We start from the raw sequence: 11994 nt of genomic DNA, 5'->3' as shown, positions 1-11994 counted from the left end.
TTCAGTTCTCCACGAGGTATTCGGGGGACATGGCGGCGAGGAAGAGCGCCGCCTTGGCGCGATCCAGCGGCTTGGTGGCCGGCGCGATCTGCGCGGCTTTCAGCAGGGCAGCCTGCAGGTTGGCGCTGGCGCGGCCGGCGAACAGCACGCGGTTGATGTCGGCCACCAGCGCGGCCGGTGTTGCCGCCAGGTTCTGCCAGCGCGTGAGGTCGATCTTGGTGCCGATGGCACCGGCCACCGTGGGGTCGGCTGTCACGCCCTTGCCGTTGAGCGCCGTCTGCAGCACGCCGCTCAACTTGAAGGCCGCACTGGCGTTGAAGACGCCGAAGGCCGGGCCGTCCAGCGCGGGGTTCTCCGGCAAGTCGTAGTCGGGCGAGAAGAAGTTGAAGACGCTGGGCGGGCTGTAGACCGTCTGGCCCAGGCTGGCCGCCTGGCTGCGCAGCCAGACGCCGTCGCTCACGCCGCCCATGGCGCGCATCAGATGGGTCAGTTGCAGGATGGGTTCGCGCAGCTTGCCGAAGCTGTTGGCGTCCTGGGCGGTCAGGGCCTCGGGGTCGGTCAGGATGGCCTGCAGCACGGCCTTCATGTCGCCGCGCACGCGCCGCTCGGCGATCTGGCCGCGCGAGAAGGTGGTGACCGTCGTGCCGTTGAACGCCTGGGCGACGCGCTGCACATAGGCCGGGCTGGGGTTGGCCGTGACGAGCTGCTGGATGAGCTGGCGGCCGATGAAGGGGCCGACGTTGGGGTGGTTGAAGATGTTGTCGACGGCGGCTTCGAGGTCGGCCTGCGCCGTCTGGCCCCCGGGCAGCGTCGTGCCGTTGAGCAGCTTCTTCGTGCCTTTGTCGTGATGGTCGTCGAAGGCGATCATCGGCACGTCGTAGTAGCTCGGGTTGCCGAACTTGCTGCGCGCGGCGCCCGGCCGCGGCGCATAGGTCCAGCCGGTGAAGACGTGGGCAAAGCCCTCCACCGTGTCCTGGTCGTAGCTCGGCAGGGGCTGGCCCTTGGCGTCGAGCTTGATGCTGCCGTCCAGGTTGAGCTGGTACAGCCCGATGGAGAACAGCTGCAGCACCTCGCGGGCGTAGTTCTCGTTGGGCTCGATGCCCTTGGTCGGGTTGGGCTTGTCGTTGTTGGCCATGTTCAGGAAGCGCCCCATGGCCGGGGACAGCGTCACCTCCTTCAGCACATCGCGGAAGTTGCCGAAGGCGTTGCGCAGGAAGATGCGCTGGTACTGCGCCATCGCGTTGGGCAGCTTGATGACATTGCCCGACACGACGAGGATTTCCGACAGCGCCAGGGCCGTGCGCTGGCGCAACTGGTCGGGCTGGTTCACCGCATTCGCGAAGAACTGCACCTGCACCGGAAAGAGCGTGTAGTTGTCGCGGTTGCAGGTGGCGGGGGAGCCTGCGGGGCAGCCCTTGCTGGAGTCGGGGTCCACCCAGGCCACGCCGGTGAAGTCGGAATCGACCCGCGTGAATTGACTCGCGAGCCAGGCCTGGCGGCCGCCGGACATCACCGCGGCGACGCTGGCATCCGTGGGGCCGAAGCTGGCCTGGCCGAGGAAGCGGCGGGCCTGCGGCTCCGTCATCGTGGCGGGCGGCCGCTCATCGGCGGCCAGGGCAGGCAATGCGGGCCAGCTCAGGCTGGCAACGGCGGCCAGCAGACAAAGTCGGGCGAAAGGCATGGTGAATCTCCGGAAGCGGCGCGATGTTGATGCCGCCCTCCTGTGAGGTCTCGCCACCATTTGTTGGCATTCGTAAGCAAACGATGCTGTCCGTTGCGGACCATGTACGGACTGTCCGGCACCTGTCCGCGGACACATGCCGCCGTCCCAAGTCGTTGATTTGTCACGGTGCGCGTGCTGGCACATCACTTGCGAAAGGCAGGGCATGAACACCCGCTTTCGCGACACCTCTGAACAGGACCGCCCCCTCGCTCAAAAGTCCCGCCGCTGGCCGCTGCTGCTGGCCGGCGGCGCGGTCGTCGTGGCCGTGCTCGTGCTGCTCGGCGGCGGCCGCATCCGGCAGGCGCTGTCCGCCGACTCGGCCGTCAGCGCCGCGCGGCTGTCGCTGGCCACCGTCGACGTCGCACCGCTGACGCGTGACGTGGCCGGCGAGGGCCGCGTCGTCGCCGCGCAGAGCCCGACGCTCTACGCCCAGGGCGCCGGCAGCGTGACGCTGGTCGTGCAGGCCGGTGACCCCGTCAAGCGCGGCCAGGTGCTGGCCCGCGTCGACTCGCCCGAGCTGACCAACCGCCTGGCCCAGGAGCGCAGCAACGTCGATGCCGTCAAGGCCGACCTGGCCCGCGCCGAGGTCGAGGCCCGCCAGCAGACGGCCGCGCTGCAGAGCGCCTACGAGAACGCCCGCATCGACCAGCAGACCGCCGCCAACGACCTGGCCCGCCAGACCCAGGCCTTCGAGGCCGGTGCCACGGCCCGCATGCAGGTCGAGCGCGCCCAGGACGCGTTGGCCAAGGCCAAGCTGGCGCTGGACCAGGCCGCAGCCCTGCGCGGCCTGAAGACGGACAGCCTGGCGCTGGACGTGCAGGCCAAGAAGAGCGCCCTGGCGCGCCAGCAACTGCTCGTGGCCGACCTGGAACGTCAGGTGGCCGAGCTGCAGGTGCGCTCGCCGGTGGACGGCCAGGTCGGCCAGCTCTTCATCGCCGACCACACCAACGTCGCCCGCGACGCCAAGCTGCTGTCGGTCATCGACCTGTCGGCGCTGGAAGTGCAGATGCAGGTGGCCGAGAGCTTCGCCCGCGAGCTGCAGCCCGGCATGCCCGGCGAGATCGGCGGCAACGGCCAGCACTGGGCCGGCCAGGTCAGCTCGGTGTCGCCGGAGGTCGTCAACGGCGAGGTCAGTGCGCGGCTGCGGTTTGCGGGCCAGCAACCCGAGCAACTGCGCCAGAACCAGCGCCTGTCGGTGCGCGTGCTGCTGGACAAGCGCGACAAGGTGCTGGGCGTGGCCCGCGGCAGCTTCGTCGACGACGGCGGTGGCAGCTATGCCTATGTGGTGCGGGGCGGCGTGGCCGAGAAGGTCGCCGTCAAGCTGGGCGCTCGCTCGCTCGAACGCGTCGAGGTGATTTCCGGCCTCGTGGCCGGGGACCGCGTCGTCATCTCCGGGTCGGACAACTTCAAGGGCGCGGACCGCGTCTTGATCGCAGATTAAGGAAAAGGAAGAACCATGCTCCAGATGGAAAAACTGCAGAAGGTCTACCGCACCGAAATGGTCGAGACCTATGCGTTGCGCGACTTCAACCTGACCGTCAAAGAGGGCGAATTCGTCGCGGTGACCGGGCCATCCGGCTCGGGCAAGACGACCTTCCTGACCATCGCCGGCCTGCTGGAAGCCTTCAGCGGCGGCAGCTACAAGCTCGACGGCATCGACGTCAGCCGCATGGGTGACGCCGAGCGCTCGCGCATCCGCAACCAGAAGATCGGCTTCATCTTCCAGGCCTTCAACCTGATCCCCGATCTGAACGTGCTCGACAACATCGAGGTGCCGCTGCGCTACCGCGGCATGAGCGGCGCCGAGCGCAAGAAGCGCGCGGCGGACGCGCTCTCACGCGTTGGCCTGTCGGCCCGTGGCCGCCACTACCCGGCGGAGCTTTCGGGCGGCCAGCAACAGCGCGTGGCCATCGCCCGGGCGCTGGCCGGCGGGCCGCGCCTGCTGCTGGCGGACGAACCCACCGGCAACCTCGACAGCGCGATGGCGCGCAGCGTCATGGAGCTGCTGGAAGAGCTGCACCGCGACGGCGCCACCATCGTCATGGTCACGCACGATCCGCAACTCGCCGCACGCGCCCAGCGCAACGTGCACGTCATCGACGGCCAGGTGGTCGACCTGACCGCCGAGCTGAACGCGGAGCTCGCGGCTTGAACGCTTTGCGACCTCTGCTGCTCGCCGCGCTGGCCCTGGCCGCCGGCGTGGCGCGGGCCGACGACCTGCTGCTGGTCTGGGCCCAGGCGCGCGCGGCCGATCCGCTGCTGCGCCAGGCCGCGGCGTACAACGGTGCGCAGGAAGCCGCCTCCCGTGAGGCCCGCGCGGCGCTGCTGCCGCAGTGGAGCCTGCAGAGCACCGAGCAACGCGAGAGCGGCGGCGCCGGCCGGGCGCGCACGACGACGAGCAGCATCAGCCAGCCCCTCATCGACCTGGCCGCGCTGCGCGAATGGGATGCCAGCCGCAGCCAGGCCTCGGCCCAGTCCGCCCGCCTGGCCGCCGCCGAGCAGACCGCACGGGCGCGTGTGGCCGATGCCTATTTCGGCCTGCTGTCGGCCCAGGCCCAGCTGGCCACGGCGCGCGCCAACGAGGAAGCCTTTGCCCGCCAGGTCAGCGAGGCCGACACGCGCTTCAAGGCCGGGCTCTCGGCCCAGGTCGAGGCCGACCAATCACGCGCCTACCGCGAATTGGCGCGCAGCAACACGCTGGCCGCCGAACTGAACCTGGCCGACGCCCGCGAGGCGCTGGCCCAGCTGACCGGTGTGCCCGTCACGGCGCTGCAGCCGCTGCGCCGCGCGCTGGAGGCGCAGGCCCTGCCGGACGACGCCGAGGCCTGGACCCAGCGTGCCCTGCAAGCCAACCCCGAGCTGCGCGCGCTGCAGCTGGATGTGCAGGCCAGCGAGCAACGCATCTCCGCCGCACGCGCCGGCCATCTGCCGACCTTGAGCGTGGGCGTGGACACGACGCAGCGTCGTGGTGATGCCGTCTCCGCGCTGGACGCCGGCCGCACGCCGACCGTCATCGGGCTGCGCCTTACCGTGCCGCTGTTCGCCGGTGGCGCCACCGCTGCCGCGGCCGACCGTGCCGGCTTCCAGCGCGACGCCGCCCGCGAGCAGCTCGAAGCCGGCCGCCGCGCCGTGCTGCGCGAGGTGCGCGCCCAACACCTGGCCGTGGGCCAGGGCGCGGTGCAGCTGCGCTCCACGCAGGTCGCCGTCGAAGCCGCCGAGCGTGCTCTCGAAGCCACGCGCACGGGCCTGACGCTGGGCACGCGCAGCACCACCGATTTGCTCCTCGCCATCCAGACCCTGGCCGGCGCGCAGAACGCGCAGACCCAGGCCCGCCATCGCCACGTGCTGGCCCTGCTGGCCCTGCACCAGGCGGCCGGTTCGCTCGGTGATGCCGAGCTCGCCACCGTCAACGCACTCCTGGAGATGAAATGAAGCCTCCACGTTCACTTCGTTCACTGCCCCCCGAGGGGGCGCTTCAATGCCTTCGGGCGGCCGGGCGGTATTGAAATGTTCCTCCACTACCTCGAACTCGCCTGGCGCAACACCCTTGCCGCCAAAGGCCTCTCCGCGTTGATGGTGCTGGCCCTGGCCCTCGGCATCGGTGCCTGCATGACGACGCTGACCGTCTATCACGTGCTGTCCGGCGACCCCATTCCCGCCAAGAGCGCGCGCCTGTTCAACGTGCAGCTCGACGCGTCCGACATGATCAGCTGGAAGGCCGGTGAAGAGCCCAACTTCGACCTGACCCGCTACGACGCAACAGCCCTGCTGCGCCACAAGAAGGCGATGCGCCAGGCGATGTCCAGCGGGTTCAACACCGCCGTCGCGCTGCCGGACGCCCAGGTCAAGCCCATCTTCTCGGGCGTGCGCATGACGTCGGCCGATTTCTTTGCGATGTTCGATGCGCCGTGGCAGTACGGTGGCGGCTGGAGCGCGTCCGACGACGAAGGCGAGGCGCGCGTCGCCGTCATCTCGGCGTCGCTGAACGACAAGCTGTTCGGCGGTGCCAACAGCGTGGGCAAGGAAGTCTTCGTGCGCGGCCAGACGCTGCGTGTCGTCGGCGTGCTCAAGCCCTGGAAGGTGCAGCCCCACTTCTGGGACCTGACGCTGGGCAGCTACACCGAGACCGAAGATTTCTACCTGCCGTTCTCCACCGCGATGGCGCTCAAGATGGGCCACTGGGGCAACATGAACTGCTGGGCCCGCGGCGCCAACGGCGGCAGCTCGCTCGACCTGAACGCCAGCTGCTCTTGGATCCAGTACTGGGTCGAGTTCGCCAAGCCCGAGGACGCCGTGGCCTACCGCGACTACCTCGTCGCCTTCTCCGAGGCGCAGCGCAAAGCCGGCCGCTACGAGCGCCCGACGAATGTGCGCCTGCGCAACGTGATGGACTGGCTGGGCTCGCAGAAGGTGCTGCCCGCCGACGTGCGCCTGCAGACCTGGCTGGCCTTCGGCTTCCTGGCCGTCTGCGTCGTCAACATGGTGGGCCTGCTGCTGGCCAAGACGCTGCGCCGCAGCGGCGAGATCGGCGTGCGCCGCGCGCTGGGCGCCACGCGCGGCGACATCTTCAAGCAGTTCGTCGTCGAGGCCGGCCTGCTCGGCCTGGCCGGTGCGCTGCTGGGCCTGCTGTTCGCCCAGGGCGGGCTGTGGCTGGTGCGCCAGAGCCCCAACGACTACGCCCGCCTGGCTGAGCTGGACGCTTCCATGCTGGCCCTGACGCTGGGCCTGGCACTGATGGCCAGCCTGATCGCCGGCCTGCTGCCGGCCTGGCGCGCGGCCCTCGTCACCCCCGCCGTCCAACTGAAGGTGCAGTGATGAAAGACCTGATGCCCATTCTGTCGACGCTGCGCCGCCACAAGATCGCGGCCGGCCTCATCGTGCTGGAGGTGGCGCTGTCCTGCGGCATCGTCACCAACGCGCTGCACCTGATCCAGACCCGCATCGAGGCGCTGAGCACCGACAGCGGCCTCGTCGAGTCCGAGATCGGCGTGCTGAACCTGCGCGGCAGCAAGCCGCAGCCGCCCGAGCGCACCGCCGGCATCGTGGCCGAAGACCTCGCCAAGGTGCGGGCCATCCCTGGCATCAAGGCCGCCACGGTGGCCAACCAGATCGTCTACGGCAACAACAGCAACAACAGCGGCGTGTCGCTGGAGCCCGACAACAAGGGCCAGCGCATCGTCGCGGCGCAGTACGCGTCCGACGACCAGATGCTGCCGACCTTCGGCCTCAAGCTGGTGGAGGGCCGCAACTTCACGCCCGACGAGATCCTCGACAGCTTCGTGGCCTTCAGCGTCTCCGAGCCCAAGATCGGCCAGGTGATCATCAACAAGGCGATGGCGGAGAAGCTCTTCCCCGGCCAGACCGCCGCCGGCAAAACCATCTATGTCTTCGGCACGTCGCCGTCGACCATCGTCGGTGTCGTGCAGACGCTGACACACACCCAGCTGCACCGGGCGCGCGGCGGTGACAACGGCGGTGCCGCGATGCTGCTGCCGCTGCGCGGTGGCGGCTCCTACGTCATCCGCGCGGAGCCGGGCCAGCTCGACGCCAAGATCAAGGCCGCAACCGCCGTGCTGGAGGAAGGCAACCGCGGCCGTGTCGTCACGCAGAGCCAGCCGCTGACCGACATGCGTGCCGCCTTCTATGCGCAGGACCGCGCCATGGCCTGGCTGATGGGCGGTGTCTGCGTGTCGCTGCTGCTCGTCACAGCGATGGGCATCGTCGGCCTGGCCAGCTTCTGGGTGCAGCAGCGCACCCGCATGATCGGCACACGTCGGGCACTGGGCGCCACCGAGCAGCAGATCCTGCGCTACTTCCAGCTCGAGAACCTGCTGCTGACGACGACCGGCATCCTCATCGGCATGGCCGGCGCCTGGGCCTTGAGCCAGCTGCTGATGCAGAGCTACGAGCTGCCGCGCCTGCCGGGGGTCTACCTGCCTGCCGGCGCGCTGGTGCTGTTCGCGCTGGGCCAGCTCGCCGTCTGGGTGCCGGCTCGCCGGGCTGCGCGTTTGTCCGCAGTGGCGGCGCTGCGGGCCTAGGGCCATAGTCCGCCCGCCACGCGGCGTGGGCCGCGGTGAAGGAGAGGGAATGAACAAGCTCTTCAAGTGGCTGGGCATCGTCATTGGCCTGGCCGCGCTCCTCGTCGCGGCCATCGCCCTGACCGGCTGGCTGCAGGCCGACCGCAAGATGGCGCGCCGCGTCGAGGTGAGCGTGGCGGCCCTGGCCCTGCCCACCGAGCCGGCCGCCATCGAGCGCGGCCGCTATCTCTTCAACTCGCGCGGCTGCGCCGAATGCCACGGCGCCAACGGTGGCGGGCACAAGGTCATCGACGGCGGCGGCATGCTCGTCGTCGCCCCCCACATCAGCGCCGGGCCGGGCTCGGTGACGGCGGCCTACCGCGTGGAGGACTGGGTGCGCGCCATCCGCCACGGCGTGCGAACCGACGGCCGGCCGCTGATGATCATGCCCAGCGAGGACTACAACCGCCTCACCGATGCCGACGTCGGCGCATTGATCGCCTACGCCAAGCAGATGCCCGCGGTCAGCGGCGAGACGACGGTTATCAAACTGCCGGCGCCGGTGCGCGTGCTCTACGGCCTGGGCCTCATCCAGGACGCCGCCGCCAAGATCAACCACAGCCTGCCGCCGGCCGCGCCCGTGCCCGAGGGGCCGACCGTCGAGCATGGCCGCTACGTTGCGCAGATGTGCGTGGGCTGCCACGGCGAGGGCTATGGCGGCGGCAAGATCCCCGGCGGCCCGCCGGACTGGCCGGCCGCGGCCAACCTGACGCCGGGCGGCGGCAGCGCGATGACGCGCTATGCCAGCGTCGATGCCTTCGTCGCGATGATCCGGAGCGGCAAGCGCCCTGACGGCGCGGCCATCGCCGTCATGCCGTTCGCGTCGCTGTCGCAGATGAACGACGTCGACCTGCGCGGCCTGCATGCCTTCCTGCAGACGCTGCCGGCCAAGGACTTCGGCAGCCGTTGAGGCGGGCGCTCAGCCCGCCGTCTGCAGCGCGCGCAGCTCGGCCGACCAGTCGGCCCAGTGCTTGCGCACCTGCTCGCGCTGCCGTGCGTCCAGGCCGTTGATGAGCTTCAGCAGGCTGGCCATGACCTGCTCGCGGTAGGCCTGCTCCATCGGCAGCGTCTGCGAAATGCGCATGAAGGTGGCCGTGCCGCCGGCCAGGTCCTGGTGCGACCAGGCCCGCAGCGCCTCCATCGTGCGCACCTGGCGGATGGCGCGGCCCTGGGCCATGGCGGCGAGGTCGAAGTGCCAGCCCTCGGCATCGCCGCGAGCCTGCTTGCGCGTCGGGCGGTCCAGGTCACCGAGCCCGCGCTCCAGGTTGTTTGCGTAGCGCTTGGCGCGCTCCGCCGGGCCACCGCGGCCGGCCTGCTTGTCCTGCCACTCAGCCGTCTTCTCGTCCATCTTCTTCTGCAGGTGCTGCCACTGCTCGGGCCGGAGCTCGGCCAGCACGGGCGCGGCCAGCGGCGCGGCGTGCTGCAGGCAGCGGTCCAGGCTGGCGTGGGCGCCGCGCTCTAGCGCCAGCATCTCGTCGGGCGTCACCACCCCGTCTTCCAGCGCCGTGTGGGCCTGGCGCAGCAGCGCAAGCCACTGCGGCAGCTCCTCGCGCCGGTGCCAGGCCTGCCAGGCGCGCAGCTTGTCTTTCAGCCGGCCCTGCTGGGCGCTGTCCAGGTCCAGGTAGCTGTCGATCCACAGCCCGGCCAGCAGCGGAAGCTGGTTGTAGGCCAACGTCAGGCTCGAGCAACCGACCAGGCCGAGGGCCAGGATCAGCGCGAGGAGGGTGGTGAATCGCTTCAGCAGTTGCATGGGGGCATCGTGACAAGATGAACAGCCGCTGTCACGCCAGGGGTCAATCCATGCGCCTGTAGGGCAAGGCGCCGTGTTGGCCCACCCGCACCAAGGCCAGGGCCTGCTGCACATCCGGCAAGCCGCGTGCCTGGGCCTCCAGCTCGGCGGCCTGGGCGGCGCTCTGCACGCAGCCCTCCAGGTAGACGACACGGCCCTGTACGGTGAACCACAGGCTGCTCGGGTGCAGGGCCGGCGTGTTCTGCAGCCTGGCGCGCAGCGCGATCGCGATGCCGGCGTCGTAGCGGAAGGCATTGGGCTCGCTGCACTCGCCCTTGAGCCAGCAGCTCGTGCCGCGCTCCGCGCGGTGGTGGGCCTGCACGCGCGCTTCGGCCGCGGTGATGCGCGGGCCGCGCGGTTCAGGGCAATCGGCGATGTCGGCCGACACGGCTTCGAAGGGATCGTTGAAGCGGTTCAGCACCGCATCGTCGGCATTGCCTGCCAGCAGCAGCGCAAGCAGCAGGGGCGCTTTCAAGGACAGGCCGTGCGTAGCATGGGGAAGTCGATGCCGCGCTCCTTGCCCTTCATCGTGCCTTCGATGCGTGCCGTCAACCGGTCCGCCGCCTCGCGGCGATAGCCGACGCGTTGCGGGAAGTCGTGCGTCGGGTTCTCGAACACGGCTTCGGCTTCACCCTGGCGCAGCAGCTTGAACTCGGTGGGCGGCCGGCCCTGGGGCTGGGCAATGTAGCTGAGCTTGCCGTCGGCGTCGGCGCGGATCTGCATGAACTCGAACTCGACGACGCGGCCGTTCTTCAGCGTGCGCGCCATGCCCAGCATCACCCCACCGGCCGGCGCCATCCACTGCTCGACCGAACCGGCCTCGCGACCCTGCTGCGTCCAGCAGCCGGCCAGCCAGGCGATGGACGCAAAGGTATCGGTCTGCGCCTGGGCGGAAGCACAGGCGGCGAGGAGCAGGGCGGGTAGAACGGCGCGCATCGGCTTCATGATTTCGATTCTGTGCCGCGCGGTTATCGTTGGTGCCCAAGCAAACCCTCGCCTCCCAGCGCTCCCCGTGTCCCACAAGGAACTGCCCCGTACCCTGAAGCTGCTGACGATCTGGCTGCTCATCGGCCTCGTCATCTTCCTGGGCATCAAGGCCTGGGAGCGCGAGCGCGAAGCCAGCAGGTTCCAGCTGGCCGGCGAGGTCATCGTGCTGACGCGCTCCGGCGACGGTCACTTCCACTGGCCCGGGCGGGTCGACGGCATCGAGGTGGACTTCCTCGTCGACACCGGTGCCACCAGCACGGCCCTGCCGCAGAGCCTGGCCGAGCGCGCCGGCCTCAAGCCCCTGGGCACCGTGCGCGCGCAGACGGCGGCCGGTGCCACGCGCGGCTTCATCGCGCGGGCCGACGTCGTGCTGGAAGGCGGCGTGCGCGCCGACAAGCTGACGGTGACCGTGCTGCCCGACCTGGCCGCGCCGCTGCTGGGCATGGACGTGCTGGGTCGCCTGCATTTCAGCCAGAAGCCGGGCGAACTCCGCATCGAGCCGAAACAATGATCCGCGCCTTCTTGTTGGCCTTCCTCGTCGGCGGCGCCCACGCCGCCTGCCCGCCCACGCCCGCCCTGCCGACGGCCCAGCAGGCCACCACCTGGGCCGCCAAGGCGCCCGACCGTGGCCTGCTGTGGCGCATCAGCCGTGGTGGCCACAGCAGCTACCTGTTCGGTAGCCTGCATGTCGGCAAGGCGGATTGGGCCTACCCCGGCCCGGCGCTGCGTGCGGCCTGGGGCGAGACTGAGGTGCTGGCCGTCGAGCTGGACCCCGCCGATGTCGGCGCGGCGCTGGCCAGCCTGCCCAAGGAGGCGCCGTTGCCGCCGGCGCTTGCCAAGCGCCTGGATGCCCAGGCCCGCACGGCCTGCCTGCCGCCGGGCGCCTTGAGCACGCTGCCGGCCATGCTGCAGCTCAGCACGCTGACTCTGCTCGAAGCTCGCCGCGACGGCTTCGACGCCGGTTTCGGCCAGGACCTGATGCTGCTGGCCTGGGCCAAGCGCGAGGGGCGGCCGGTGCAGTCGCTGGAGAGCGTGCAGGAGCAGCTGGAGGCGCTGGAGCCCGGGCCGGGCGAGTTGCCGGCCGTCATCGACGGTGGGCTGCAGCAACTGCGCAAAGGGCAGGTCCGGGGGCCGCTGCGCAAGCTCGCCACGACCTGGTCGCGTGGCGATCTGGCCACGCTGGGTAACTACGCACGCTGGTGCGGCTGTGCCGACAGCCCGGCCGAGCGCGAATGGATCAAACGCGTCAACGACGGGCGCAACGGCCCGCTGGCTGAGCGCATCGCCGCCCTGCACGGCGCCGGCCAGCGTCTGCTGGTGGCCGTGGGCGCGCTGCACATGAGCGGCCCGCAGGCCCTGCCGCGGTTGCTAGCCGAGCAGGGTTTTACCGTCGAAGCCCTGCTGCCCGCGAAGTAGCA

The 11994-nt window shown here is 70.3% G+C and carries 12 protein-coding genes; 8 read left to right on the top strand and 4 right to left on the bottom strand.

Features of this window, described 5'->3' with window-relative positions; genetic code table 11:
- Window position 1 precedes the first annotated feature (1 nt).
- On the bottom strand, window positions 2-1681 hold the full coding sequence (locus tag AC07V5_RS01120) for a DUF1800 domain-containing protein (RefSeq protein ID WP_495113632.1): 1680 nt from the start codon (window positions 1679-1681) through the stop codon (window positions 2-4).
- Window positions 1682-1886: 205 nt separating this feature from the next.
- Here AC07V5_RS01120 and AC07V5_RS01115 point away from each other — a divergent pair, with 205 nt between their 5' ends.
- From AC07V5_RS01115 to AC07V5_RS01090, 6 genes are all read left to right on the top strand, one after another.
- Entirely contained in the window at window positions 1887-3164 is a 1278-nt protein-coding gene (locus AC07V5_RS01115; RefSeq protein ID WP_495113631.1) for an efflux RND transporter periplasmic adaptor subunit, read from the top strand.
- Between the two features lie 15 nt (window positions 3165-3179).
- The gene (locus tag AC07V5_RS01110; protein WP_495113630.1) at window positions 3180-3875 is read left to right on the top strand and encodes an ABC transporter ATP-binding protein; all 696 of its coding nucleotides are present in this window, start codon (window positions 3180-3182) and stop codon (window positions 3873-3875) included.
- Window positions 3872-5155: a TolC family outer membrane protein gene (locus AC07V5_RS01105; protein ID WP_495113629.1), complete on the top strand. Its 1284-nt coding sequence runs from the start codon at window positions 3872-3874 to the stop codon at window positions 5153-5155. The genes AC07V5_RS01110 and AC07V5_RS01105 overlap by 4 nt, the downstream gene beginning before the upstream one ends.
- A 75-nt stretch (window positions 5156-5230) precedes the next feature.
- The gene (locus AC07V5_RS01100; RefSeq protein ID WP_495113628.1) at window positions 5231-6538 is read left to right on the top strand and encodes an ABC transporter permease; all 1308 of its coding nucleotides are present in this window, start codon (window positions 5231-5233) and stop codon (window positions 6536-6538) included.
- Window positions 6538-7761 carry an ABC transporter permease gene (locus AC07V5_RS01095; RefSeq protein ID WP_495113627.1) on the top strand — a complete coding sequence of 408 codons (1224 nt, stop codon included), beginning with the start codon at window positions 6538-6540 and terminating at the stop codon, window positions 7759-7761. The genes AC07V5_RS01100 and AC07V5_RS01095 overlap by 1 nt, the downstream gene beginning before the upstream one ends.
- 49 nt (window positions 7762-7810) lie before the next feature.
- On the top strand, window positions 7811-8710 hold the full coding sequence (locus AC07V5_RS01090; RefSeq protein ID WP_495113626.1) for a c-type cytochrome: 900 nt from the start codon (window positions 7811-7813) through the stop codon (window positions 8708-8710).
- Window positions 8711-8719: 9 nt separating this feature from the next.
- Here AC07V5_RS01090 and AC07V5_RS01085 read toward each other — a convergent pair whose 3' ends face one another.
- From AC07V5_RS01085 to AC07V5_RS01075, 3 genes are read right to left on the bottom strand one after another with little or no spacing between them, the layout of a single operon-like run.
- A complete protein-coding gene (locus tag AC07V5_RS01085) occupies window positions 8720-9550 on the bottom strand; it encodes a DUF6279 family lipoprotein (RefSeq protein WP_495113625.1) in 831 nt (276 codons plus the stop codon).
- 43 nt (window positions 9551-9593) lie between these two features.
- Entirely contained in the window at window positions 9594-10064 is a 471-nt protein-coding gene (locus AC07V5_RS01080; protein WP_495113624.1) for a BON domain-containing protein, read from the bottom strand.
- Complete coding sequence (locus tag AC07V5_RS01075) at window positions 10061-10534, bottom strand: DUF6265 family protein (protein ID WP_495113623.1); 474 nt, start codon at window positions 10532-10534, stop codon at window positions 10061-10063. Before AC07V5_RS01075 ends, AC07V5_RS01080 begins: the two co-directional genes overlap by 4 nt.
- 67 nt (window positions 10535-10601) lie before the next feature.
- Between AC07V5_RS01075 and AC07V5_RS01070 the strand changes: the two genes are divergently transcribed.
- Both AC07V5_RS01070 and AC07V5_RS01065 read left to right on the top strand, forming a co-directional pair.
- Window positions 10602-11087 carry a retropepsin-like aspartic protease family protein gene (locus AC07V5_RS01070; RefSeq protein WP_495113622.1) on the top strand — a complete coding sequence of 162 codons (486 nt, stop codon included), beginning with the start codon at window positions 10602-10604 and terminating at the stop codon, window positions 11085-11087.
- A complete protein-coding gene (locus AC07V5_RS01065) occupies window positions 11084-11992 on the top strand; it encodes a TraB/GumN family protein (protein WP_495113621.1) in 909 nt (302 codons plus the stop codon). Before AC07V5_RS01070 ends, AC07V5_RS01065 begins: the two co-directional genes overlap by 4 nt.
- Window positions 11993-11994: the final 2 nt, after the last annotated feature.

This window comes from Roseateles sp. GW821-FHT02E12, assembly GCF_059421665.1.
This window is presented reverse-complemented; position numbering and strand designations above follow the sequence as displayed.

Bases quoted from the DNA above. Each gene is read 5' to 3' on its own strand.
- AC07V5_RS01095 (WP_495113627.1), top strand. From the start codon at position 6,538: ATGAAAGACCTGATGCCCATTCTGTCGACGCTGCGCCGCCACAAGATC.
- AC07V5_RS01085 (WP_495113625.1), bottom strand. From the start codon at position 9,550: ATGCAACTGCTGAAGCGATTCACCACCCTCCTCGCGCTGATCCTGGCC.
- AC07V5_RS01100 (WP_495113628.1), top strand. From the start codon at position 5,231: ATGTTCCTCCACTACCTCGAACTCGCCTGGCGCAACACCCTTGCCGCC.
- AC07V5_RS01120 (WP_495113632.1), bottom strand. From the start codon at position 1,681: ATGCCTTTCGCCCGACTTTGTCTGCTGGCCGCCGTTGCCAGCCTGAGC.
- AC07V5_RS01075 (WP_495113623.1), bottom strand. From the start codon at position 10,534: ATGAAGCCGATGCGCGCCGTTCTACCCGCCCTGCTCCTCGCCGCCTGT.
- AC07V5_RS01065 (WP_495113621.1), top strand. From the start codon at position 11,084: ATGATCCGCGCCTTCTTGTTGGCCTTCCTCGTCGGCGGCGCCCACGCC.
- AC07V5_RS01090 (WP_495113626.1), top strand. From the start codon at position 7,811: ATGAACAAGCTCTTCAAGTGGCTGGGCATCGTCATTGGCCTGGCCGCG.
- AC07V5_RS01115 (WP_495113631.1), top strand. From the start codon at position 1,887: ATGAACACCCGCTTTCGCGACACCTCTGAACAGGACCGCCCCCTCGCT.
- AC07V5_RS01110 (WP_495113630.1), top strand. From the start codon at position 3,180: ATGCTCCAGATGGAAAAACTGCAGAAGGTCTACCGCACCGAAATGGTC.